The sequence below is a fragment of the Azospirillum sp. ST 5-10 genome, assembly GCF_051225715.1.
Classification (GTDB): Bacteria; Pseudomonadota; Alphaproteobacteria; order Azospirillales; family Azospirillaceae; genus Azospirillum.
Genome location: NZ_JBPJSP010000008.1, coordinates 104,992 through 127,440 on the forward strand (window position 1 = coordinate 104,992; position 22,449 = coordinate 127,440).

At 72.3% G+C, this 22,449-nt stretch carries 22 protein-coding genes; 5 read left to right on the plus strand and 17 right to left on the minus strand.

The genetic code is table 11. The annotated features are described in order from the left end of the window. Positions 1 to 38: 38 nt before the first annotated feature. The 4 genes from ACSBPG_RS11785 to ACSBPG_RS11800 all read left to right on the plus strand — a co-directional run bounded on the left by ACSBPG_RS11785 (position 39) and on the right by ACSBPG_RS11800 (position 3,163). A complete protein-coding gene (locus ACSBPG_RS11785; protein WP_435537355.1) occupies positions 39 to 506 on the plus strand; it encodes an RT0821/Lpp0805 family surface protein in 468 nt (155 codons plus the stop codon). Positions 507 to 566: 60 nt separating this feature from the next. Continuing rightward, positions 567 to 1,532: a DnaJ C-terminal domain-containing protein gene (locus tag ACSBPG_RS11790; RefSeq protein WP_435537449.1), complete on the plus strand. Its 966-nt coding sequence runs from the start codon at positions 567 to 569 to the stop codon at positions 1,530 to 1,532. A 121-nt stretch (positions 1,533 to 1,653) separates the two neighbouring features. Then, positions 1,654 to 2,211: a hypothetical protein gene (locus ACSBPG_RS11795; RefSeq protein ID WP_435537356.1), complete on the plus strand. Its 558-nt coding sequence runs from the start codon at positions 1,654 to 1,656 to the stop codon at positions 2,209 to 2,211. A 61-nt stretch (positions 2,212 to 2,272) separates the two neighbouring features. Then, entirely contained in the window at positions 2,273 to 3,163 is an 891-nt protein-coding gene (locus tag ACSBPG_RS11800; RefSeq protein ID WP_435537357.1) for an EamA family transporter, read from the plus strand. Positions 3,164 to 3,279: 116 nt separating this feature from the next. Here the strand turns inward: ACSBPG_RS11800 and ACSBPG_RS11805 are convergent, their stop codons facing one another. From ACSBPG_RS11805 to ACSBPG_RS11815, 3 genes are all read right to left on the minus strand, one after another. After that, complete coding sequence (locus ACSBPG_RS11805) at positions 3,280 to 4,140, minus strand: dienelactone hydrolase family protein (protein ID WP_435537358.1); 861 nt, start codon at positions 4,138 to 4,140, stop codon at positions 3,280 to 3,282. Between the two features lie 85 nt (positions 4,141 to 4,225). Beyond that, the gene (locus tag ACSBPG_RS11810) at positions 4,226 to 4,912 is read right to left on the minus strand and encodes an ABC transporter ATP-binding protein (RefSeq protein ID WP_435537359.1); all 687 of its coding nucleotides are present in this window, start codon (positions 4,910 to 4,912) and stop codon (positions 4,226 to 4,228) included. Beyond that, entirely contained in the window at positions 4,905 to 6,155 is a 1,251-nt protein-coding gene (locus ACSBPG_RS11815; protein ID WP_435537360.1) for a lipoprotein-releasing ABC transporter permease subunit, read from the minus strand. Before ACSBPG_RS11815 ends, ACSBPG_RS11810 begins: the two co-directional genes overlap by 8 nt. 277 nt (positions 6,156 to 6,432) lie before the next feature. Between ACSBPG_RS11815 and ACSBPG_RS11820 the strand changes: the two genes are divergently transcribed. Further along, on the plus strand, positions 6,433 to 6,834 hold the full coding sequence (locus tag ACSBPG_RS11820; protein WP_435537361.1) for a hypothetical protein: 402 nt from the start codon (positions 6,433 to 6,435) through the stop codon (positions 6,832 to 6,834). Positions 6,835 to 6,914: 80 nt separating this feature from the next. Here the strand turns inward: ACSBPG_RS11820 and proS are convergent, their stop codons facing one another. From proS to nuoN, 14 genes are all read right to left on the minus strand, one after another. Then, on the minus strand, positions 6,915 to 8,225 hold the full coding sequence (gene proS, locus ACSBPG_RS11825; protein ID WP_435537362.1) for a proline--tRNA ligase: 1,311 nt from the start codon (positions 8,223 to 8,225) through the stop codon (positions 6,915 to 6,917). Between the two features lie 99 nt (positions 8,226 to 8,324). Further along, a complete protein-coding gene (locus tag ACSBPG_RS11830) occupies positions 8,325 to 8,777 on the minus strand; it encodes a hypothetical protein (protein ID WP_435537363.1) in 453 nt (150 codons plus the stop codon). An 8-nt stretch (positions 8,778 to 8,785) separates the two neighbouring features. After that, positions 8,786 to 9,664 (minus strand): hypothetical protein, encoded by an 879-nt coding sequence (locus ACSBPG_RS11835; RefSeq protein WP_435537364.1) that lies wholly within the window; start codon positions 9,662 to 9,664, stop codon positions 8,786 to 8,788. A gap of 572 nt (positions 9,665 to 10,236) precedes the next feature. Further along, complete coding sequence (locus ACSBPG_RS11840) at positions 10,237 to 11,292, minus strand: ABC transporter ATP-binding protein (protein ID WP_435537365.1); 1,056 nt, start codon at positions 11,290 to 11,292, stop codon at positions 10,237 to 10,239. Next, on the minus strand, positions 11,280 to 13,013 hold the full coding sequence (locus ACSBPG_RS11845) for an ABC transporter permease (protein WP_435537366.1): 1,734 nt from the start codon (positions 13,011 to 13,013) through the stop codon (positions 11,280 to 11,282). Before ACSBPG_RS11845 ends, ACSBPG_RS11840 begins: the two co-directional genes overlap by 13 nt. 3 nt (positions 13,014 to 13,016) lie before the next feature. Beyond that, entirely contained in the window at positions 13,017 to 14,006 is a 990-nt protein-coding gene (locus ACSBPG_RS11850; RefSeq protein ID WP_435537367.1) for an ABC transporter substrate-binding protein, read from the minus strand. 133 nt (positions 14,007 to 14,139) lie between these two features. Beyond that, positions 14,140 to 16,353 carry a response regulator gene (locus ACSBPG_RS11855; protein ID WP_435537368.1) on the minus strand — a complete coding sequence of 738 codons (2,214 nt, stop codon included), beginning with the start codon at positions 16,351 to 16,353 and terminating at the stop codon, positions 14,140 to 14,142. A gap of 90 nt (positions 16,354 to 16,443) precedes the next feature. Further along, positions 16,444 to 16,989, minus strand: a complete 546-nt coding sequence (locus ACSBPG_RS11860) for a DNA-3-methyladenine glycosylase I (protein WP_435537369.1) — start codon at positions 16,987 to 16,989, stop codon at positions 16,444 to 16,446. Positions 16,990 to 16,991: 2 nt separating this feature from the next. Then, positions 16,992 to 17,240: a DUF1467 family protein gene (locus tag ACSBPG_RS11865; RefSeq protein WP_435537370.1), complete on the minus strand. Its 249-nt coding sequence runs from the start codon at positions 17,238 to 17,240 to the stop codon at positions 16,992 to 16,994. Positions 17,241 to 17,256: 16 nt separating this feature from the next. After that, positions 17,257 to 17,661: a methylmalonyl-CoA epimerase gene (gene mce / locus ACSBPG_RS11870; RefSeq protein WP_435537371.1), complete on the minus strand. Its 405-nt coding sequence runs from the start codon at positions 17,659 to 17,661 to the stop codon at positions 17,257 to 17,259. A gap of 37 nt (positions 17,662 to 17,698) precedes the next feature. After that, positions 17,699 to 19,411 carry a ribonuclease J gene (locus tag ACSBPG_RS11875; RefSeq protein ID WP_435537372.1) on the minus strand — a complete coding sequence of 571 codons (1,713 nt, stop codon included), beginning with the start codon at positions 19,409 to 19,411 and terminating at the stop codon, positions 17,699 to 17,701. Then, complete coding sequence (locus ACSBPG_RS11880) at positions 19,408 to 20,181, minus strand: type III pantothenate kinase (RefSeq protein ID WP_435537373.1); 774 nt, start codon at positions 20,179 to 20,181, stop codon at positions 19,408 to 19,410. Before ACSBPG_RS11880 ends, ACSBPG_RS11875 begins: the two co-directional genes overlap by 4 nt. A 1-nt stretch (position 20,182) precedes the next feature. Beyond that, complete coding sequence (locus ACSBPG_RS11885; protein ID WP_435537374.1) at positions 20,183 to 21,001, minus strand: biotin--[acetyl-CoA-carboxylase] ligase; 819 nt, start codon at positions 20,999 to 21,001, stop codon at positions 20,183 to 20,185. Continuing rightward, positions 20,998 to 22,446 (minus strand): NADH-quinone oxidoreductase subunit NuoN, encoded by a 1,449-nt coding sequence (gene nuoN / locus ACSBPG_RS11890; protein ID WP_435537375.1) that lies wholly within the window; start codon positions 22,444 to 22,446, stop codon positions 20,998 to 21,000. The genes ACSBPG_RS11885 and nuoN overlap by 4 nt, the downstream gene beginning before the upstream one ends. Positions 22,447 to 22,449 lie beyond the last annotated feature (3 nt).

A 22,449-nucleotide genomic window follows, 5' to 3' on the forward strand; every position in this document is an offset into this window, starting at 1 on the left:
GCCGGGACCGCCCCCGCCGCCAAACCTGCAAGGCCAGCATGATGCATCCGAAGTCCTTCCTCTGCGCGGCCGCCGTGGCGGCCCTTCTCGCCGGCTGCCAGTCCACCGCCAAGCCGGCGGCCAACCGTGCCCCCGACAGCGTGGTCGGCGGCGTCATCGGCTCGAAGATCGGCGGGCCGCCCGACACGCCGGCCGCCGGCGACGTCGGCAGCCTGCTCGGCGCCTACATGGGCAAGCCGATCGCCGCCTCGATCGCCGCCTCCGACCAGCCCCACGCCGCCGAGGCCGCGCGGCGCGCCTACGCCGCGCCGGTCGGCGAGCTGATCGGCTGGAACAATCCTGTGACGGGCCATTCCGGCACCGTCACCAGCACGCGCGCCGGCTACAACAACAAGGGCGAGTATTGCCGGGAGTACCAGCAGACCGTGACGGCCGACGGCCAGAAGGAGATGGCGTTCGGAACCGCTTGCAAACTGCCCGACGGTACGTGGAAACTCGTCGATTGACGTCACTCCAGCCAGTGTGCCCCGGTCGCCGGGGCGGGGATGTACTGCTCCGTGCCCACCATGCGCGACCCCTATCAGGTGCTCGGCGTCCAGCGGACCGCCAGCGTCGACGAGATCAAGAAGGCGTACCGCAAGCTCGCCAAGGAGTGCCATCCCGACCTCAAGCCGGGCCACGCCGGCAACGAGGAGCGCTTCAAGGAGATCTCGGCCGCCTACACGCTGCTGTCCGACGCGACCAAGCGCGCCCGCTTCGACCGCGGTGAGATCGACGCCGACGGCAGCGACCGCCACCCCGGCGCGTCGGCCTACCGCGGCCAGTCGTCGCGCGCCCGCAGCCATGCCGGCGGCACCGACGAGTCCGGCTTCGGCTTCGGCGACGACTGGTTCTCCGACCTGTTCTCGCGGCGCCGCGCCGGCCCCGGCACCGGCTCGGCCAAGCCGGGCGCCGCCGGGGCCGGCGGCCGCGCGGGGGCCGGCGCCAAGGCGCGCGGCGCCGACATCGCCTATTCCGTCACCGTGTCCTTCCTGGAGGCGGCGCAGGGCGCCAAACGGCGCATCAGCCTGTCCAACGGCAAGAGCCTGGACGTCGCCATCCCGCCCGGCACCGAGGACGAGCAGAAGCTCCGCCTCAAGGGGCAGGGCCTGCCCGGGCTGGGCGGCGACCTGGCCGGCGACGCCATCGTCGAGGTGCACGTCGAGGAGCATCCCCACTTCAGCCGGCAGGACGGCGACATCCACCTGGAGCTGCCGATCACCTTGAACGAGGCGATCCTCGGCGCCACCGTGCGTGTCCCCACCGTGGCCGGCGCCGTCGCCGTGAAGGTGCCGCCGGGCTCCAACACCGGCTCGGTCCTGCGCCTACGCGGCAAGGGCGTGGTGTCGCAGAAGACCAAGCAGACCGGCGACCAGTACGTGAAACTCAAGGTCGTCCTGCCCGAGCCGCCCGACGCCGAGCTCGTCAAGTTCATGGAGCAGTGGGCCGCCAAGCGCAGCTACGACGTGCGCAAGAAGATGGGCCTCGAGTAGGCCGCCGCCGGCGGGGGCGGCGGCCGGTCCCGCCCCGATCGGTCGGAGAAGGAATACTTCGCGATCCTCCGTCGTTGGTGTAAGTACCCTGTCCACACGATCCCTCCCCGGAGAACACCCCATGCGACGTGTCCGAGCCGGCGGTCTGCTGTTCCTGCTCGCCTCCATGGCGCTCGCCGCCTGCCAGACGCCGCCCTCGGAACCGCCCGCCGCCGCCGAGGCGGCCGCCCCGGCGGTGGAGACGCCGACCCGCATCGTCGGCGAACGCGACAACTGGGTGATCGAGTTCCACGCCGCCGACACGGCGGGCCAGCCCTTCTGCAAGGCATGGCGGCCCCAGGTCCGCGGCGCCCGGCTGGTGTTCGTCGCCGGCGCGCGGGATTCGGCCTTCCGCCTCGCCGGCGTCGGCCCGCGCAAGCCCGCCGACGGCGCGGTGCGCCTCCAGGCCCGCTTCGACGACGGCGAACGCACCGCCTACCGCGCCGAGGTTCAGCCCGGCCCGTCGCTGGTGGTGACCTTTCCCACCGCGCGCTACGACGACGCCGTCCACCGCTTCGCCCGCAACAAGAACGTCACGTTCCGCGGCCCCGGCGGCCCGCTGGCCAGCTTCGACCTGACCGGCACGCTGTGGGCGCTCAACGCCCTCGACGAGTGCCGGCGCGTCCACACCGGCACCTGACGGCGCCCCCCCCCGGCGCGGGCCGCCGCGCCCGCCCCTCCCCCCTTGCCGGCGGAGCCCCATGCGCCCACACCACGTCGCCCTCGCCGTCCTCGTCGCCGCCGTCTGGGGCTTCAACTTCGTCGCCATCAAGGTCGGCCTGCGGGACGTCCCGCCGCTCCTGTTCTCGGCCCTGCGCTTCCTGCTGGCGGCGACGCCGCTGCTGGCGCTGCGCGGCGCCGGCGGACCGCCGGTGGCGTGGCGCCACGTGCTGGGCATCGGGCTGGTGCTGGGGGTGGTGAAGTTCTCGCTGCTGTTCGTCGGCATGGACGTCGGGATGCCGGCCGGGCTGTCGTCGCTGGTGCTCCAGGCCCAGGCGTTCTTCACGGTGCTGTTCGCCGCCCTGTGGCTGGGCGACCGGCCGCGCCCGCGGGCGCTGGCCGGCATGGCCGTCGCCTTCTCCGGGATCGCCGTGATCGGCGCCGGCATGCCGGCCGGCGACTCGCTGTCCGGGCTGGCCCTGGTGATCGCCGCCGCGGCGGCCTGGGGTGTCGCCAACGTGCTGATGAAGCGGGCCGCGGCGCCCGACCTGCTGCGGCTGATGCTGTGGGTCAGCGTGGTGCCGCCGCTGCCGCTGTTCGCCCTCTCGCTGGCCGTCGAGGGGCCGGAGCGCATCGCCGCCGCGCTGGCCGGCCTGACCCTGCCGGGGGTCGCCGCCCTGCTCTACGTCGCCGGCGCGGCGACCCTGTTCGGCTTCGCCGCCTGGGGTTTCCTGCTGCGGACCTATTCGGCCAGCCTGGTGGCCCCCTTCTCCCTGCTGGTGCCGGTCTTCGGCATGACCTCCAGCGCCCTCGTGCTCGGCGAGTCGCTGACCGCCGCCTCGCTGGCCGGCGCCGCCCTGGTGTTCGCCGGGCTGGCGGTCACCGCGCTGGGCGGGCCGGCGGCGCAGCCGCGGACGGCGCCGGCCCGCTAGAGCGGGATCACTCCAGGTGGAGTCACCTGGAGTGATCCCGCTCTAAATTCAAACGTTTAGATCAAGATTCACGCTTTTGGCCGGATCGGCCAAAAGCGATCTTGCTCTGACGCCGGTCAGGCGCCGAGGCGCGTCTTCAGGAAATCGACCGTGCGCCCCCAGGCCAGCGTCGCCGCCGCCTCGTCGTAACGCTCGGCCGAGGTGTCGTTGTTGAAGGCATGGTTGGCGCCCTCGTAGCGGTGGATGGTGTGCTCGACGCCGGCCGCCTTCAGCGCCTCCTCGTAGGCCGGCACGCCGGCGTTGATGCGCTGGTCGAGGCCGGCGTAGTGCAGCAGCAGGGGCGCCTTGATGGCGGCGGCCTGCGCCGGATCGGGCGAGGCGCCGTAGTAGACGACGCCGGCGTCCAGCGCCGGCGCGGCGACGGCGAGCTGGTTGACCATGCCGCCGCCCCAGCAGAAGCCGACCGCCCCCACCTTGCCGGTGGCGTAGCGGTGGCCTTCCAGCCAGGTCATGGCCGCCAGAAGGTTCTGCACGACGTCGTCGCGCTTGAGCTGGCCGATCATGTCGCGCGCCCGGTCGGGGTCGTCGGGCGTGCCGCCCAGCGGCGACAGCAGGTCCGGGGCGAGCGCCACGAACCCCTCCTTGGCGAAGCGGCGGGTCACGTCCTCGATGTGCGGGTTGAGCCCGCGGTTCTCGTGGATGACGATGACCGCCGGCGCCCGGCGCTCGCCGCCCGGCCGCGCGACGTAACCGCCGAGGCTCCCGGTGGCGCCGGGGAAATCGACCCTCTGCGCGGCGATCGCCGGATCGTCGGCGGCGACCATGGCCGCCTCGGCGTAGGCCGGCTCGAGCGCCCGCAGCACCGCCGGCACCGCCGCGGCACCGCCGAGCAGCGCCGTCAGCCGCTCCAGGAAGACGCGCCGCGGCAGCGGCGCGTGGGTGTACTCGTCGTAGAGGTCGATGATCCGCTGGTCCATGGCTCACCCTCCCACGGGGAATTCTTGTGGGCGCAAGTGTGCCGCGCCGGCCGCGGACCGGCAATTCGCGATTGCGTGAAACCCCTCAGCCGTGGCGGACCAGCAGGCCGTCGCGCAGTTCGAGGACGCGGTCCATGCGCCGCGCCAGGTCCAGGTTGTGGGTGGCGACGAGCGCGCCGACCCGTTCGCGGCGGACCAGGTCGGTCAGCATGGCGAAGACCGCCTCGGCGGTGTGCGGGTCGAGGTTGCCGGTCGGCTCGTCGGCGATCAGCAGACCGGGACGGTTGGCGAGCGCGCGGGCGATGGCGACGCGCTGCTGCTCGCCGCCGGACAGCCGGGCCGGCCGGTGGGTGGCCCGCGCCTCCAGCCCGATCGCCGCCAGCAGCTCGCGCGCCCGCACCGCCGCCTCCCGCTTGGCCATCCCGGCGACCATCTGCGGCAGGACGATGTTCTCCAGCGCCGAGAACTCCGGCAGCAGGTGGTGGAACTGGTAGACGAAGCCGATGGCGCGCCGGCGCAGCGCCGTCCGCTTGTCGTCGTCGAGGCGGGAGGCGTCGGTGCCGGCGATCCGCACCGTGCCCCCGTCCGGCCGTTCCAGCAGGCCGGCGACGTGCAGCAGGGTGGACTTCCCCGCGCCCGACGGACCGACCAGGCCCACCAGCTCGCCCGGCCGCACGGCCAGGGCGGCGCCGCGCAGCACCTCCAGCCGCGTGCCCGCCTGCTCGAAGACGCGGACGACGTCGGCCAGCTCCAGCATCGCCGCCTCACTCATAGCGCAGGGCCTCCACCGGGTCGAGGCGGGCGGCCCGCCACGACGGATACAGGGTGGCGCCGAACGACAGGGCGAGCGCCATCGCCGCCACCTGCGCCACCTCGCCCCAGTCGATCTTCGCCGGCAGCTGCGAGAGGAAATAGATCTCCGCCGAGAACAGGTCGGTTCCCGACAGGCTCTGGATGAACTGGCGGATGCTCTCGATGTTGAGCGCGAAGGCGATGCCCAGCGCCAGCCCGGCCAACGTGCCGACGACGCCGATGGACGCCCCGGCGAGGAAGAAGATCCGCATGATCATGCCGCGGGTCGCCCCCATGGTGCGCAGGATGGCGATGTCGCGGCCCTTGTCCTTCACCAGCATGATCATGCTGGAGATGATGTTGAAGGCGGCCACCATGATGATCAGCGACAGGATCAGGAACATGACGTTGCGTTCCACCTGCAGCGCGGTGAAGAAGCTGGCGTTGGACTGCTGCCAGTCGACCACCCGGCCGACCCCGGCCACCGCCGGCAGGATGGCGGAGCGGGCGGCGGCGAGCTGCGTCGGGTCGTCGACGAACACCTCGAGCGAGGTCACGGACCCGTCGCCGGTGCGAAAGAAGATCTGCGCCTGCTCCAGCGGCATGAAGATGAAGGCGTTGTCGTACTCGAACATGCCGACGTTGAAGATCGCGCCGATCGGGAAGCGGCGCAGCCGCGGCACCGTGCCGAAGGCGGTGGCGTTGCCCTGGGGGGCGATCAGGGTCAGCTCGTCCCCCACCGTCAGGCCGAGGCGCTGCGCCATGCGGATGCCGATGGCGATGCGGTCGCCGCCGAAATCCGCCAGCGAGCCGACGGCGATGTTGCCCGCCAGGGTCGGCCGGTGGCGGAAATCCTCCGGCCGGACGCCGCGCACCACCGCGCCCGACGCGGTGCCGCGCGCCGACACCAGCGCCTGGCCCTCGACGGTCGGCGTCACCTGCACCACGCCGGGCGCGGCGCGCAGCCGGTCGGCCAGCGCGTCGAAGTTGGGCAGCGGCCCGCCCTGGGCGGAATAGACGTTGAGGTGCCCGTTGAGCCCCAGCACCCGGCCGAGCAGCTCGGCGCGGAAGCCGTTCATGACCGCCATGACGATGATCAGCGTCGCCACCCCGAGCGCGATGCCCAGCAGCGAGAAGCCGGCGATGACGGAGATGAACCCCTCCTGCCGGCGGGCGCGCAGGTAGCGCATCGCCACCGTGCGTTCGAAAGCGGAAAAGATCATGAAGGCCTGTCGGGAACGGGGCGACGCGGAAGGAAAGCGTGGTCCGCACCATATGGGGACGGACCGGCGCGAACCATAGGGTCCGAACGAGGCAAAAGGAAGGGGGCAGTGCGGCGCCACGTCGCGGCGAACATCCTCCCCCAGGGCGTCGGATTCCGCTGGCCAGAGCCCGGTTATCCGCCCGAAAATGAGAGCGGTCCCGCAGGCCCCACAACCGCGATCGCCGCGGCGCCCCCGCCGGGCCGCCGCCGCCACGACCGCAAGGAGGACCCCGCCGATGAGCGATGCCGTCCGTTACGACCTGATGCTCTTCGCCCCGAACCAGCCCGCCGGCTCGGCCACGCTGACCCTGAGCGCGGCCGACGGCACCCCTTTGCCGGCCTTCCGGGGGCCCGCGCCGGAGAGCGCCGTGCCGACCGGCGACATCACGGTCAGCGTCGTGCCCATGAAGGCCGCGCTGACCCTGGAGGGGGGCGCCCCGATTCCGCTGACCGGCTTCGCCCTGGTCAGCCTGCTCGGCCCGGTCTACTGCTTCAAGTTCGTCAACGCCGAGGCCGGGCCCGACTGGGCCGTGGATTTCTCGCTCCTCGATTCCCCGGGCACCGGCATCGGCGGCAGCGGCACCACCTCCTCGCCGGCCCTGGGGGCGAACTGGGCGTTCCTCGGCTACCGCGGATAGGCCGCGGTCAGGCGGACCGCACCGGCCGGCCCCGGCACACCGGGGCCGGCCGCACGATCGTGAGCGTCACGGCCGCCTCGTCAGGCGGTCAGCTTCGCCAGCGCCGCCTCGGCCGACAGCTCCTCGCGCGCGCCGGTGGCGCGGCGCTTCAGTTCGACCACGCCGTTCTTGAGGCCGCGCGGCCCGACGACGAGCTGCCAGGGCAGACCGATCAGGTCCATGTCGGCGAACTTGACGCCCGGGCGCTCGTCGCGGTCGTCGTAGAGGACCTCGACCCCGGCCGCGCCCAGCTTGGCGTAGAGGTCGCCGCAGACGCGGTCGGTCTCGGCGTCGCCCGGCTTCAAATTGACCAGCCCGACCTTGAAGGGTGCCACGGCGTCGGGCCAGACGATGCCGTTGTCGTCGTGGCTGGCCTCGATGATGGCGCCCATCAGGCGCGACACGCCGATGCCGTAGCTGCCCATCTCGACGAGCACCGGCTCGCCGTCCGGGCCGGCGACGGCGGCGTTCATCGGCTTGGAGTACTTGGTGCCGAAATAGAAGATGTGCCCGACCTCGATGCCGCGGGCCGACACCAGGTCCTTGGGGGCGGCCGGATCGCCCTCGACGTGCTTCTCGTCGGTGGCGGCGTAGATCGAGGTGAACTTGTCGAAGAATGGCTGCAGGTCCTCGCCATGGTTCGGCGCCTCGGCGAGGACGTCGAGGTCGAGCCACTGGCGGTCGCAGAAGACGCCGCTCTCGCCGGTGTCGGCGAGGATGATGAATTCGTGGCTGAGGTCGCCGCCGATCGGGCCGGTGTCGGCGCGCATGGGGATCGCCTTCAGGCCCATGCGGGCGAAGGTGCGCAGATAGGCGAGGAACATCGCCTGGTACGAGCGCTTGGCGCCGGCCGCGTCGATGTCGAAGGAATAGGCGTCCTTCATCAGGAACTCGCGGCCGCGCATCACCCCGAAGCGCGGGCGGATCTCGTCGCGGAACTTCCACTGGATGTGGTAGAGGTTGAGCGGGAGCTGGCGGTAGCTCTTCACGAAGGTGCGGAAGATGTCGGTGATCATCTCCTCGTTCGTGGGCCCGAACAGCATCTCGCGCTCGTGCCGGTCGGTGATGCGCAGCATCTCCTTGCCGTAGTCGTCGTAGCGCCCGCTCTCCTTCCACAGCTCGGCCGACTGGATGGTCGGCATCAGCAGCTCCTGGGCGCCGGCGGCGTCCTGCTCCTCGCGGACGATCTGCTCGATCTTGCGCAGCACCCGCCAGCCCATCGGCAGCCAGGCGTAGATGCCGGCGCTGGTCTGGCGGATCATGCCGGCCCGCAGCATCAGCCGGTGCGAGACGATCTGCGCCTCGGTGGGGGTTTCCTTGAGGGTCGGCAGGAAGAAGGCGGACATCCGCATGGGGTGCACTCTCGATCGATCGGGGCCGGGAGCCCGGCCGGCGCAGGGGTGTGCGACTTTAGGAAGGCGCGGCGCGCTTGTCCATCGCCGCGGCGCGCCTCAGCGCGGGCTGCGGCAGAAGGCGTAGATCCGGCCCTCGCTGCCGGCGTCGAGCGGGCGGCCGTTGAAGCTGAGCCGGCCGCCGTCGAGCACCAGCGTGCCGATCTCGGTGCCGCCGGGCAGGCCGGTGCGCGGCACCGACACGCCCATGCGGCGCAGGAAGCCGAGGGTCACGGGGATCTCGAAACGGTCCAGCGGCGCCGCGGCGCCGGCGGAGCCCGGCAGGTCGGCCGGCGCCACCGGCCGGCCGTGGACGTCGACGCCGGGAACGTACTCGACGTCCGCGGCGGGGCGATGGGCCGTCATGTACTGGCAGAGCGACAGGTCGACGGGCGCCTGCAGATCCAACGGCGCCTGGGCCGCCGCCGGGCCGGCGGCGGTCGTCAGGATGGCGGCCGTCAGGACAGCGGCCGTCAGGGCGGCGGCGAGGAACGAAAGCGCGGTTCGCGGCATGGCACCGGTCACTCCTGCACGAGGACGGCGTTGGACATCGCCTTCCAGTAGAGGGTCAGGTAGGGCATCCCGCGCTCCGCCTCCTCCTGCGTGCGCGCGGACTGCCGGATGAACTTGCCGATGAACTGCTTGTTGACGTGCTCGAAGTCCACCGCCGCCTTGACCACCAGGAACTCGCCGATGCGGTCGGGCAGGTTGAACTGCCATTTCTGCAGGGCGTCGGACAGGACGCCGGTCTTGGCCTGGTCGTGACCGGTCATCTCGAACTCCTGCCGGTGGTACTGCGCCAGCTCCTTGGAGGCCGCCAGCACCCGCGCCGGCTTCACCCGCACCAGCGCCTTGAACACCCGCAGATCGTCGTGGAAGAGCGGCAGATAGCCCTTCTTGTCCGACAGCCGGTTCAGCATGCTGTAGAGCCCTTCCATCACCGCGCCCTCCTCGTTGGCGGGGCGCGATTCCGGCTTGGGCTGGCCGCGCCGCCCGAACAGGGAGCCGAGGAAGCCGCGCCGGCGCTCCGGCTGCGCCGACGTGGAGGCCGGCGCCTTGCGCTCGTCCCACAGCGCGTCCCAGGCATAGTCCCACGACGTGAACACGGCGTTGGTGCGGTCGTCGAGCACGCTGAGCAGGTACTCCCGTCCCTCGCGCGCCCAGTCGACGTCGCCGACGATGGCCCGCACCGGCCGCCGGCTGAGCACCACCGGGAAGATGCCGACCCGCACCACCTCGCTGTAGATGTCGAAGAAGGAGGGCGTCTGGGCGAACGGCAACCGGGCGCACGGCTCCTTCTCGGGAACGAGAAGCTCCATGGTCTTCTTGGTCCGCTCGAGCAGCTCGGTCTGGAGGACCGCGGCGAATTGCTCGAATCGCTCGTTCTCGTTCGCGGTCATGCCACGCCTCAATCCCGCTCCGTTCCCGGGCCGGACCACCGCAACGTCCGGCCGCATTTCACGCACAACAACCGACCGCGGCCCTCATCCTCCTTCCGCGGCCCTTTCGTTCGAGCCCAGACTTTTGAAGTTCCTACCTTAACAGAGCCTTAAGGAAAAATCCCCCGCCGGTCGTCGCGCGGACGACCGTGCCGCCCTGTTCCAGTGGTGACGTGTCGCGACGGCGTCGTCAAGTGTGCGAACAAAAAAAGGACCGCGAAGCGGTTGCCGCGCGGCCCAAGTCTAGGGAGGAATCGCCACCAGGCGTCGGTCGGAGAGCGAAAAACTCTCGTCACCATGTAAGTGTGCGGCCACTCCCCGAACAAGGCAAGACCAAATTGGAAGTGCCACCTTCATCCGACCGCCATTTCTACTGCATCGCCCAGAGGTCAGGCATTCGCTTAAGCACTGGGCATGAGATCGCCCACTTCATAGGCGTGAAGGACAGGGATTCGACGTACGGTGAAGGGGTGCGGGACGCCAGAGGGGGAATCCGGCGCTTGCCCATCTCTGTCGGCGGCCCGCACCGTCCGTCAGCCCGCGGGGACCAGCCAGCCGTCGCGCACCCGGACGCCCACGGCGGCCCCAGGCGCCGGAGGTTCGCCGGCGGTTTCGAGGTGCAGCTCGGCGCCCTCCGGCCCCGCCGCCACCGACACCCGGGAGGCGGCGCCCTGGAACGCCACCGCCCGCACCCGCGCGGACACGGTGCCGGCGGGCCCGGCCAGCTCCAGGTCGCCGGGGCGCAGGCAGAGCAGCCGTTCCTCGCCGGGCCGGCCGTCGCCCCGGGCGAGGATGCGATGCCCCCAGAGATCGACCGCCGTGCGCCCGTCGCCGACCGGCCCGCCGACCGTCACCGGCACCAGCATGCCGCGGCCGACGAAGGCCGCCACCATGGCCGTCGCCGGTGTGCGGTAGAGGTCGCGTGGCGGCGCCACCTGCTCGATCCGCCCCGCGCTCATCACCGCCACCCGGTCGGCCAGCGCCATCGCCTCGCCCTGGTCGTGGGTGACGTAGAGGAAGGTGGCGCCGATCTCGCGGTGGAAGCGCTGGAACTCGCCCTGCATGGCGTCGCGCAGGTGGGCGTCCAGGTTGGCCAGCGGTTCGTCCAGCAGGACGACCGGCGGCCGCATGGCGAGGCAGCGGGCCAGCGCCACGCGCTGGCGCTGGCCGCCGGAGAGCTGCTGCGGCCGCCGCGCCGCCAGTCCGGCCAGGCCGACCAGGTCGAGCGCGCGGGCCACCCGCTCCGCCCGTTCCGCCGCCGGCAGGCGGCGCACCTTGAGGGCGTAGGCGACGTTCTCGGCCACCGTCATGTGCGGCCACAGCGCGTAGGACTGGAACACCATGCCGAGCCCCCGCCGCTCCGGCGGCACCACCCGCCCGGGCTCGGCGACCGGCTCCCCGCCGATGCGGATGCGGCCCTCGTCCGGAGCCTCGAAGCCGGCGACCAGGCGCAGCAGGGTCGTCTTGCCGCAGCCGGACGGGCCGAGCAGCGCCAGGAACTCGCCGTCGCGCACCTCGAGCGACACGCCGTCGACGGCCCGCGTCGCCGCGAAGCGCCGGGTCACGCCCTGCAGGCTCACGCTCGCCACGGCACCACCCCGTCGGGAAGCCGCCGCCCGGCGAGGCCGACGAGCAGCGCCAGGACGACGGTCACCAGGACGCTGACCGCCGCCACCGCGGCGGCGGCCGGCGAGTTCCCTTCATAGTGCAGCGAAAACACCATCACCCCCAAGGTCTCGTTGCCGGTGGACCACAGCAGCGCCGAGACCGTCAGCTCGTTGAACGCGGTCATGAACACGAGAAGCCCGCCGGCGGCGGCCGACGGGGCGGCCAGCGGCAGCACCACCGTGGCCAGCCGGCGCAGCAGCCCCGCCCCGGCCATCTGCGCCGCCTCCTCGAGCGTGCGGTCGAGCTGCTCCATGCCGGCCAGCGCCGGCCGCAGGGCGAGCGCCAGGAAGCGGGCGAGGTAGGCGGCGAGGATGATCCACACCGTCCCGTAGAGGCCGATCCCCAGGAGCGGCAGCGGCTGCAGGAACACCAGGATCGCGGCGATCGACAGGACGATGCCGGGGACGGCGTAGGGGGCGTCGGCGACGAGGTCGAGGACGCGGGCGAGGCGGCTGCGCCGGAACACCAGGAGATAGGCGAGCGGCACGCTGACCAGCGCCGACACCACCGCGGCGGCCGCGGCCAGGGCGAAGCTGTTGGCGAAGGCGCGGCGCACCGCCTCCTGCTCGACCAGGGCGAAGCGGTAGTTGGCGAGGGTGGCGCTGTCCGGCCCCAGCGGCACCCCCAGGGCCGGGCTGAGCGAGGTCGCCAGCAGGGCGCACAGCGGCAGCACCGACAGCAGCGTCAGGCCGCCCCACAGCCCGGCCTCCAGCCAGGGCCGCCAGCGGCCGAGGGCGAAGGGCGGCGCCCCGCCGCCGGTGCGGTCGACCACCGCGCCGCCGCGCGCCGCCAGCGCCGCGCGCACCGCCAGGCCGGCCGCCGCCAGCGCCGCCAGGATCATCGCCAGGGCCGCCACCTCGCCCAGCACCTTCGGCCCGAAGCCGTTGAGCCGCTGGTAGATGAGCGTGGTCAGCAGCGGGTAGCGGCCGGGGATGCCGAGCAGGGCCGGCACCCCGAAATTGCCGATGGCCGAGACGAAGGCGAGCGCGCCGCCGGCCAGCACGGCCGGGCGCAGCAGCGGCAGGACGATACCGACCACCACCCGCCGCGGCCCGGCGCCGGCCAGCCGCGCCGCCTCAACGAGGTCGCGCGGCAGCGCCCGCAGCCCGGCGCGCACGGCGAGGAAGACGATGGTCGCGTGCTCGACGCCCATCACCAGGATGACGCCCCCCGGCGAATAGAGGGGATTGGTGGTGCCGGGCGGCGGGGCGAGGCCGAGCAGGCCGAGGACCGGGCTGGACGGTCCGGCCAGTTCCAGCCAGGCGAGCGCGGTGATCTGCGGCGGGACGAGAAGCGGCAGCAGCAGCAGGAAGACGAGCGCCGCCTTGCCGCGGACGTCGGTCAGGCCGACCGCCAGCGCCGTCCCGGTGCCCAGCACCACCGCCAGCAGCGACGACCAGACGCCCGCCTCCAGGGTGTTGGCGAGCGCGCGCTGCGTCGCCCGGCTCGCCCACACCTCGGCCAGAAGGGCGAACGGGCCGCCGTCGCCGGCCAGCGCCTCGGCGAACAGGCGCAGCAGCGGCCACAGGGCGAGGACGCCGACGTAGAGCGACAGGGCGGCCAGCAGCAGCGCCTGCGCGGTGAGAACGGGCAGGACCGGGCGCCCGAACCGCCGGGCGCCCGCCAAGGCGGCGTCGGCCACGCGTCAGCCGCCGAACAGGTCCGCGAAGGTCTTCTTCATCGCCTCGTCCGTCTTCAGCATGACGGCCGGATCGGCCTCCAGGATGCGGACCTTGGACAGCGCCGGGTAGCCCTTCGGCGGCTCCAGCGAGGGGATGGCGGGGTAGTAGCCCTGCTCCACCGCCTGGCGCTGGGCGGCCTGCGAGAGCTGCCAGTCGACGAAGGCCTTGGCCGCCTCGACGTTGCCGGCGGTCTTGAGGATGGCGACGGGCTGGGTGATGACGCTCACCCCCTCCTCCGGCACCACGAACTCCAGCGGCGAGCCCTTCTCCTTGGCGTTGAGGGCCATGTACTCGATGATGATCCCGTAGGCCTTCTCGCCGCGGGCGACCGCCTCGAGGACCGAGCCGTTGCCCTTGCCGGCGACCGCCCCGCCGTCGGCCAGCGCCCCGTAGTAGTCCCAGCCGAACTGCGGCTGCAGCACCATGGTGGCGACGTGGATGGCGGCGGCACCGGAATAGAGCGGGCTCGGCATGATCGTCGCCTTGGCGGCCTCGGGGGCCAGGAGGTCCTTCCACGAGCCGGGCGGCGTCTTGACCAGGCTGGTGTTGTAGACGATGCCGGTGGTGATCAGCTTGGTGCCGAAGAAGGTGCGGTCGGGATCGATCAGCGCCGCCGGGACCGCCCCGACCGGGGCATCCGTGTAGGCCAGCAGCCGGCCGTCGGCCTTGAGCTGCGTGGTGGCGACGGCGTCGGCGATGAGGACGACGTCGGCCTTGGGGGCGCCGGCGGCGAACTCGGCCTGCAGCTTGTTCATCACCTCGGTGGTGCCGGAGCGGAACAGCTCGACCGTGACGCCCGGGTAGGCCTCGTTGAAGGCCTTGACCACCGCGGCCATCTGGTCGCTCGGCTGCGAGGTGTAGACCGTCAGCGTTCCCGACGGCGCGGCGCTGGCGACCCCGCCGAAGAGCGACAGCACGACCGCACCGGCGGCCAGAGTCTTGGCGATTCCCATGGTCCCGTTTCCCTCCTGCCTGTCCCGTCGGCGGGCGCGGCGGCGCCCGCCGGGGCATCCGTGAAGGGTCCCTTCACTAGCAGACCAAGGTTACGGTTTCGGGACACCGCCACGCCGGCCGGCCCCGGCGGGCTCAGGCGCTCGTCTCGCCGGCCATGCGCCCGACGCCGCCCGGCGCGTTCCGCCGGCGTCCCCGCCGCACGATCTCGGCGAGGCGCGCCGTCAGCTCCTCCGGCCGGAACGGCTTCTGCAGGACGGCGTCGCAGTCGAGACCGTCGGGCGCGTCGGCGTATCCGGTGATCACCATCACCGGCAGGCCCGGCAGCCGCCGGCGCGCCTCGCGCGCCAGCGCGGCTCCCGTCATCCCGGGCATGGCGTAGTCGGTGACCAGCGCATCCACCGGCCCCTCCTCGCCCAGGACGCGCAGCGCCTCGGGGCCGTCGCCGGCCGTCAGCACCCGGTAGCCGACCGACTCCAGCAGCGCCTGGGCGGCGAGGCGGATGACGGCGTCGTCGTCGACCAGGAGCACGCTGCGCCCCTCCTCCGGCACCACCTCCACCCGCGGCGGCGACGGGGACGGCGCCGCGGCGGCGGCGCGGGGCAGATAGATGGTCACCGTGGTGCCGACGCCGACGGTGCTGGCGACGGCGACCCCGCCGCCAAGCTGCATCGCCATCCCGTGGACCATGGCCAGGCCGAGGCCGGAGCCCTTGCCCACCTCCTTGGTGGTGAAGAAGGGCTCGAAGACGCGGGCGACGGTCGCCTCGTCCATGCCGGTCCCGGTGTCGGCGGCGCTGACGGTCACGTAGGCGCCGGGCTCCAGGTCCGGCGGACGGCCGGGCTCGCCGCGGCGGGCGACCGTGACGCCGCCGGTCCGCAGGGTGAGCCGGCCGCCGCCCGGCATGGCGTCGCGGGCGTTGATCGCCAGGTTGAGGATGGCGGACTCGAGCTGGGCGCGGTCGACCAGCGCCGGGGCCGTCTCCTTCGGCGCCTCGATCTCCACCGCGATCATGCCGCCCAGGGTGCGCTCCAGGAGGGGCCGCATGCCCTCGAGAAGCTCGCGCAGGTCGGTCGGCTCGGGCGCCAGCATCTGCCGCCGGGCGAAGGCCAGCAGCGCCTGCGTGAGGCGCGCGCCGCGGCCGATGCTCTGGCGGGCGGCGTCGAACAGCAGCCGCGGGTTGCCGGCCGGAACGTAGGGCTCGAGCACGGCGAGGCAGCCGCCGATGCCCTGCAGCACGTTGTTGAAGTCGTGCGCCACGCCGCCGGTCAGCTGGCCCATCGCCTCGAAGCGCTGGGTGCGGCGCAGCGCCTCCTCCGCCTTGTCGCGCCGCTCCACCTCGTCGCGCAGCGCGTCCAGCGCGCGCTGCTCGCGGGCGGCGTGGCGCAACGCGAACAGGGTGGCGGCGCCGAGGATGACGGTCGCCGCCGCCCAGGCCGGCAGGAAGCCGAGCATCCTGTGCCGCCACATCGCGGCGACGTCGGCCGTCGAGCGGGCCACCACGACGTAGAGCGGCAGCTCCTCCAGGCGGCGGTAGGCGAAGGTCCGCGGGACGCCGTCGCGCCAGGTCTCGTAGGTGTAGGTGCCGCGCTCGGGGTCCGTGACGATCGCCCGCAGCAGCCCCCGGTCCGCCGGCAGCCGGGGAAAGGGCGGCTCGGGCGCGGGGTAGACGGCCGGGTAGCGGGCGAGGATCGCCCCGTCGTCGCGCAGCAGGCCGGCGATCTCGAACCGGCTGTCCAGCAGCAGCCGGGGATAGGCGTCGCTGAAATAGGCGGGATCGGCGGACACCGCGATCAGCCCGTCGAAGCGGCCGGCGCCGTCGCGCAGCGGCACCGCCAGGGTGAAGAACAGCGCTCCGTCCACCCGCCCCCGCCCGATCTCGCTGACGTAGAAGTCGCGACCGGCGTGATCGCGCAGGCCGACGAAGTAGTCGCGGTCGGACAGGTCGAGCGACGGCGCGACGGGGAAGGCGACGGACGTCGCCAGCGGCCGGCCGGTGCGGTCGAGGACCCAGATCGAGGACAGGGGACGGAGCTGCGTCACCAGCCCTTTGAGCGCCGCGTGCAGCCCCGCCTCGTCGCCCCGGCGCGATTGCGCCAGTTCCCGCACCCGGTCGACGACGACGCGGTGCAGATCGAACACGCGCAGGGAATGCTCGTACAGGACGTCGACCTGGGTCAGCAAGGTGACGCGCGACCGCGCCACGTCGTCGCGGTAGGACAAGGCGCCGAACAGGGCCAGGATCACCGCCGGACCGAGGACCGACGCCGCCAGCAGCAGCCACAGGATGGGCACGGTGCGCGGACGACGGGACGGCGGGCTGGCGGAAACGGCTTCGTCGGACTGCATGCGGCGCCTCGTTGCGCCACCTTCATACGGCACGGCGTCGGCAAAGGCGAGCATACCGAACGCCATATGCCGACAGCGACGCAGATTCTCCTACGGCACCGCCGACCAGGGCGGATTCCGGGCGAGGATCGTCGCGTGTACCGGGCAGCCGGGATGATGGGCGCCGGGCAGGTAGCCGATGCTCATCAGAAACTCGCCGACGATCTCGCCGCCGGTGAAGCGGAAGGTGCGCCTGAACAGCGTCACCCACTCCGGCTTGGCGAGCGGGTGGTGGGCGGCGAGCCAGCCGGCGAAGGAGCCGTATTCGGCCCGGAGCGCGACGAGGCGGCGGGCGTTCTCGATGGCGGCATCGACCTTCAGCCGGTTGCGGACGATGCCGGCGTCGGCCAGCAGGCGGGCGCGGTCGGCCTCGCCGTAGGCGGCGACCCGATCGATGTCGAACCCGTCGAAGGCGGCCCGGAAGGCGTCCCGCTTCTTCAGGATGGTGAGCCAGGAGAGGCCGGCCTGGTTGATCTCCAGCACCAGCCGCTCGAACAGCACGCGGTCGTCGGCGACGGGAAAGCCGTACTCCCCGTCGTGGTAGGGAGCGTGGACGGGATGGCCGAGGGCTGCCTCGCAGTAGGTGGCGGCGCCCACCCCTACAGCCCCTTCGCCATCTCGCGAAACGAGATCAGGTCGGACATGACGACGAGGTAGATGCCCGTCCACACCACCGCGGCGACCACCGACGTCACGGCGAACTTCAGCAGGATGCGCGGCTTCTGCGGCGCGCTTTCGGCGGTGCCCGGCTCCGGCTCGTCCGGCGGGCGCACGCCCCAGGGCAGCACCGCGAACAGGACGACCCACCAGACGACGAAATAGACGGCGATGCCGGTCACCAGGCCCATGCTGCTCCTCTCCCGTTCACGCCTGCTCCAGTTCCACCAGGGTGCCGCAGAAGTCCTTGGGGTGGAGGAAGAGCACCGGCTTGTCGTGGGCGCCGATCTTGGGGTTGCCGTCGCCCAGCACGCGCGCGCCTTCCGCCTTCAGCTTGTCGCGGGCGGCCAGGATGTCCTCCACCTCGTAGCAGATGTGGTGGATGCCGCCGGCCGGGTTCTTCTCGAGGAAGGCGGCGATGGGCGACGTGCCGCCCAGCGGATGCAGCAGCTCGACCTTGGTGTTGGGCAGGGTGATGAACACCACCGTGACGCCGTGGGCCGGCTGGTCCAGCGGCTCCGAGACGGTGGCGCCCAGGGTGTCGCGGTAGAGGGCGGTCGCCGCGGCGAGGTCGGGCACGGCGATGGCGACGTGGTTCAGCTTGCCGATCATGGTGGTCCCCCGGGGGTTCGTTCCTGCTTATTGTCCTTCAGACGCGCACCAGATGCACCTCGGTCACCGGCTTCTTCCCGTGCGACGCGTTGAAGCAGCGGCGCACGGCGATGCGGGCGGCCTCGCGCACCTGGGCGTCGTCGAGGCGCGCCGCCCGCGGCAGCGCCGCCACGGCTTCCCGCACCGCGTCGACGACGTCGAGGACGGCGTCGCGTTCGGCGCCGTCCTCCAGCAGCCCCATGATGGCGACCTGGGGTGCCGTGACCAGCTCGCCCCTGCCGTTCAGCACCAGGGTGGCGACCGCCGCGCCGTTGTGCACCATGCGGTGGCGGGCGCGCATCAGCCCGGTGTCGAGCGGCACCAGCTTCCTGCCGTCGAGCGCCCAGCGGCCGGCGTGCACCTGCGCCACCACCTCGGCCGGGCCGGGCGCCAGGCGGATGACGTCGCCGTTGCCGGGCACCACCGTCTCGGCGACCTGGCAGGCGCGGGCCAGCCGTGCGTGCTCCAGTTGGTGGCGCTGCTCGCCGTGCACCGGCACGGCGATGCGCGGGCGGATCCACTGGTACATCTGCACCAGCTCCTCCTGGGCGGGATGCCCGGAGACGTGCACCGGCGCGTGGTCGGCGGTGACGACGCCGATGCCCCGCGCCGCCAGCAGGTTCTGGACGCGGCCGATGGCGCGCTCGTTGCCGGGGATCTCGCGCGAGGAGAAGACCACCGTGTCGCCCGGCTCCAGCGAGACCTGGGGATGGTCGTCGGCGGCGATGCGGGCCAGCGCCGAGCGCGGCTCGCCCTGGCTGCCGGTGCAGATCAGCACCAGCTTGTCGCGCGGCAGGAAGCTGGCGTCGTGCTCGGTGAGGAAGGGCGGCGTGTCGCGGAGATAGCCGGTGGACCGCGCCGCCTCGTTGATGCGCCAGAGCGAGCGGCCGACCAGGGCGACGTTGCGGCCGTGGTGCGCCGCCGCCGCGGCGATGCTCTCCAGCCGCGCCACGTTGGTGGCGAAGCAGGTGACGGCGATGCGGTTGGGGTAGCGGCCGATCAGCTCGGTCAGCGCCGCCCGCACCTCGGCCTCCGACCCGGACCGGCCGGGCACCAGGGCGTTGGTGCTGTCGCACAGCATGGCGAGGACGCCCTCGTCGCCGATCCGGCGCAGCCGCGCCTCGTCGGCCACCGGGCCGACCTGCGGCGCCGGGTCGAGCTTCCAGTCGCCGGTGTGCAGGACCGTGCCGGCGGCGGTGCGGATCGCCAGGGCGCTGGGCTCGGGGATCGAGTGGGTGACCGTCACGTACTCGACCCGGAAGGGCCCGGCCTCGACGCTGCCGCCGGGCGGCACCTCGACGATCGGCACGCGCTGGGCCAGCGCCCGCTCGTACAGCTTGGCGCGCAGCACCGACGCCGTGAAGGGCGTCGCGTAGACCGGACAATCGAGGCCCGGCCACAGGTACTGCACGGCGCCGAGATGGTCCTCGTGGGCGTGCGTCAGGACGATGCCGACGAGGTTCTCGCGCTGCTCGGCGATGAAGGTCGGGTCGGGCATGATGACGTCGAGGCCCGGCATGGTGTCGTCGGCGAAGGAGATGCCGAGGTCGACCATCAGCCACTTGCCGCGATGCCCGTAGAGATTGAGGTTCATGCCGATCTCGCCCGAGCCGCCCAGCGGCACGAAATAGAGACCGTCGCCATCCGGCGAGAACGAGGCGGAGGAGGAAGGGCGGGCCTGCCCGGGGGTGCCGCTGGCCGGAATGCTCATGCTGCCGTGTTGCGCTGGTAGATCAGGAGGAGGCCGCGCAGCGTGAGCTCCGCGTCCGTGTGCTCAATGACATGGGTCGCCTTGGCGAACAGTACAGCGAGGCCGCCGGTGCCGACGACCGTCATCGGCCGCCCGTACTCCGCGCGGATGCGCGCCACCAGCCCCTCGATCAGGCCGATGTAGCCCCAGAAGATGCCGGACTGCATGCACTGCACCGTGTTGCGCCCGATCACCGCGTCGGGCTGCACGATCTCCACGCGCGGCAGCTTGGAGGCCGCCATGTGCAGCGCCTCCAGAGACAGGTTGATGCCCGGCGCGATGACGCCGCCGCGGTAGTTGCCGTCCTCGTCCACCACGTCGAACGTGGTCGCGGTGCCGAAGTCGATGACGATCAGCGGCAGCGGGTAGCTCGCCGCGGCCGACACCGCGTTGACCAGGCGGTCGGCGCCCACCTCGTCGGGGCGCTCGACCACCGCCTTGGCGCCGAGGCTGACGGTCGGCTGGCCGACGATCATCGGCTCGCAGCCGAAATGGTCCTTGCACAGGCGCTTGAGGTTGAAGGTGGCGCCGGGCACCACGCTGGCGACGATGCAGCCGTCGACGTCGCCCGGCGCCAGGGCCCGCAGGGCCATGAGGTGGGTGAGCCAGACCATGTACTCGTCGGCGGTCCGCTTGGGGTCGGTGGCGATGCGCCAGAGGCCGCGCTGCACCCCGCCCTCGTAGACGGCGAAGACGACGTTGGTGTTGCCGGCGTCGATGGCGAGCAGCATGTCAGCCCTCTTCCCCTTCCGCTCGGGGCACCGGCGGGATGCCCGGAAAGAACACGTCGCCGGCGGCGATGCGCTGCCGCCCACCGCCGTCCTGGCGATCAAGCAGCAGAACGCCGTCGCTGTCCAGGTCCGCAAACGTGCCATGCAGCGTACGGTCCGCCAGGCGGACCACCACCGGCCCGCCGACCCCGGCCGCCCGCCCCAGCCAAGCGGCGCGCACCGCGGCGAAGCCCTCGCCGCGCCAGCGGTCGAGCCAGCGGGCGAGCGCCGCTATGAAGCGTTCCGCCGCCGCCGCCGGTTCGGCGCCGACCGCCCCCTCGGCGGCCAGCGAGGTCGCGGGATACTCCGCATCGGCCGGTGCATGCCGGAGGTTGACGCCGACGCCCAGCACCATCCACGCCAGACCGCCGTCCGCCGTCGCCTCGCACTCCAGCAGGATGCCCGACAGCTTGCGCCCGCCGACCAGCACGTCGTTGGGCCACTTGCAGCGGACCGCGGCGTCCGGCGGCAGGAAGGACGAGGCGGTCTCGGCGATGGCGAGCGCGGCGACGAACGACAGCTGCGCCGCCTCGGCGACGGCGACCGGGGGGCGCAGGATGGTCGAGAGATAGAGGTTGCCCTCGACGGAACTCCAGGCGCGACCGCGCCGGCCGCGTCCCGCCGTCTGGCGACGCGCCCAGACGACGGTGCGCTCCGGACACCCGGAGCGCGCCAGGTCCCTGGCCACGTCGTTGGTGCTGCCGACGGCGTCGTAGGCCACCACCCGAAAGCCCGGGGGCAGGCGCAGCCCGCCCGCCCCCGCGGCCGCCGCGTCGGTCATCCCGCGAACAGGGTGTGCGCCGCCGCCGCCGCGCTGTTCAGGATCGGCCCGGGAATGACGAAGAACAGCAGGGTGAACAGACCGGTGCCCACCAGGATCGCCGTCATGCCGTCCTCGCCGACGCGGTCGAGCGTCTCCACCGGCTCGTCGAAGTACATGATCTTGATGATGCGCAGATAGTAGTAGGCGCCCACCACGCTGGTCAGCACGCCGATGACGGCGAGCGTGTAGAGCTGCGCCTCGATGGCGGCGAGGAAGACGTAGAGTTTGCCGAAGAAGCCGGCCATCGGCGGGATGCCGGCCATGGAGAACATGAAGATCGCCATGGCCGCCGCCAGCATCGGGTTGGTGCGGGCGAGGCCGCCGAGGTCCTTCACCTCCTCCACCATGCGGCCGTTCTGCTTCATGCAGAGGATGACGCCGAAGGTGCCGACGTTCATGAAGAGGTAGATGGCCATGTAGATCAGCACGCCGCGCACGCCCACCTCGGTGCCGGTGGCGAGGCCGACCAGGGCGTAGCCGACGTGGCCGATCGACGAATAGGCCATCAGCCGCTTGATGTTGGTCTGCACGATCGCGGCGAAGGAGCCGAGGATCATCGACAGGACCGAGGCGACGATGACGATCTGCTGCCACTGCTCCAGCAGGTGGCCGAACGGCTCGATCAGCAGGCGGGTGAACAGGGCGACGGCGGCGATCTTCGGGGCGACGGCGAAGAAGGCGGTGACCGGGGTCGGCGCGCCCTCGTAGACGTCCGGCGTCCACATGTGGAACGGCACGGCGGAGATCTTGAACGCCAGGCCGGCGGCGACGAACACCAGGCCGATGACGACGCCGGTGGAGGCGTGGGCGCCGCCGCCGAACAGGCCGGCGATGCGGTCGAAGCTGGTGGTGCCGGCGAAGCCGTAGACCAGCGACGCGCCGTAGAGCAGCAGGCCGGACGACAGCGCCCCGAGGACGAAGTACTTCAGGCCGGCTTCGGCCGAGCGCGCGGAATCGCGCCGGAAGGCGGCGATGACGTAGAGCGCCAGCGACTGCGTCTCCAGGCCGACGTAGAGCGAGATGAGGTCGTTGGCCGAGATCATCATCATCATGCCGAGCGTGGCGAACAGCATGAGGACGGGGAACTCGAAGCGCTTCATCTGCTCGCGCTCGATGTAGCCGAGCGACATCAGCACCGCCAACGAGGAGGCGACCAGCACCAGGATCTTCATGAACACCGCGAAGGCGTCCATCACGAAGAGGCCGTTGAAGGTCACCACCCTCGCCTCGCCGAGGCCGAGCGACAGGATGGCGGCGAACAGCATGGCGACGACGGCGAGATAGGCGACCGGCCGCGTCGCCCCGTCGCCGCGGAACACGCCCAGCATCAGCAGCGCCATGCCGGCGACGGCCAGGAAGATCTCCGGCAGCGCCGGCCAAAGGTCGGGGAACTGTGCAAGCATGGC

Bases quoted from the DNA above. Each gene is read 5' to 3' on its own strand.
- mce (WP_435537371.1), bottom strand. From the start codon at position 17,661: ATGATCGGCAAGCTGAACCACGTCGCCATCGCCGTGCCCGACCTCGCC.
- ACSBPG_RS11790 (WP_435537449.1), top strand. From the start codon at position 567: ATGCGCGACCCCTATCAGGTGCTCGGCGTCCAGCGGACCGCCAGCGTC.
- ACSBPG_RS11865 (WP_435537370.1), bottom strand. From the start codon at position 17,240: ATGGGCCTGGTGACCGGCATCGCCGTCTATTTCGTCGTCTGGTGGGTC.
- ACSBPG_RS11815 (WP_435537360.1), bottom strand. From the start codon at position 6,155: ATGATCTTTTCCGCTTTCGAACGCACGGTGGCGATGCGCTACCTGCGC.
- ACSBPG_RS11820 (WP_435537361.1), top strand. From the start codon at position 6,433: ATGAGCGATGCCGTCCGTTACGACCTGATGCTCTTCGCCCCGAACCAG.
- ACSBPG_RS11855 (WP_435537368.1), bottom strand. From the start codon at position 16,353: ATGCAGTCCGACGAAGCCGTTTCCGCCAGCCCGCCGTCCCGTCGTCCG.
- ACSBPG_RS11785 (WP_435537355.1), top strand. From the start codon at position 39: ATGATGCATCCGAAGTCCTTCCTCTGCGCGGCCGCCGTGGCGGCCCTT.
- ACSBPG_RS11880 (WP_435537373.1), bottom strand. From the start codon at position 20,181: ATGCTGCTCGCCATCGACGCCGGCAACACCAACGTCGTCTTCGCCGTC.
- ACSBPG_RS11875 (WP_435537372.1), bottom strand. From the start codon at position 19,411: ATGAGCATTCCGGCCAGCGGCACCCCCGGGCAGGCCCGCCCTTCCTCC.
- ACSBPG_RS11805 (WP_435537358.1), bottom strand. From the start codon at position 4,140: ATGGACCAGCGGATCATCGACCTCTACGACGAGTACACCCACGCGCCG.
- ACSBPG_RS11795 (WP_435537356.1), top strand. From the start codon at position 1,654: ATGCGACGTGTCCGAGCCGGCGGTCTGCTGTTCCTGCTCGCCTCCATG.
- ACSBPG_RS11810 (WP_435537359.1), bottom strand. From the start codon at position 4,912: ATGAGTGAGGCGGCGATGCTGGAGCTGGCCGACGTCGTCCGCGTCTTC.
- ACSBPG_RS11850 (WP_435537367.1), bottom strand. From the start codon at position 14,006: ATGGGAATCGCCAAGACTCTGGCCGCCGGTGCGGTCGTGCTGTCGCTC.
- ACSBPG_RS11835 (WP_435537364.1), bottom strand. From the start codon at position 9,664: ATGACCGCGAACGAGAACGAGCGATTCGAGCAATTCGCCGCGGTCCTC.
- ACSBPG_RS11885 (WP_435537374.1), bottom strand. From the start codon at position 21,001: ATGACCGACGCGGCGGCCGCGGGGGCGGGCGGGCTGCGCCTGCCCCCG.
- ACSBPG_RS11800 (WP_435537357.1), top strand. From the start codon at position 2,273: ATGCGCCCACACCACGTCGCCCTCGCCGTCCTCGTCGCCGCCGTCTGG.
- proS (WP_435537362.1), bottom strand. From the start codon at position 8,225: ATGCGGATGTCCGCCTTCTTCCTGCCGACCCTCAAGGAAACCCCCACC.
- ACSBPG_RS11830 (WP_435537363.1), bottom strand. From the start codon at position 8,777: ATGCCGCGAACCGCGCTTTCGTTCCTCGCCGCCGCCCTGACGGCCGCT.
- nuoN (WP_435537375.1), bottom strand. From the start codon at position 22,446: ATGCTTGCACAGTTCCCCGACCTTTGGCCGGCGCTGCCGGAGATCTTC.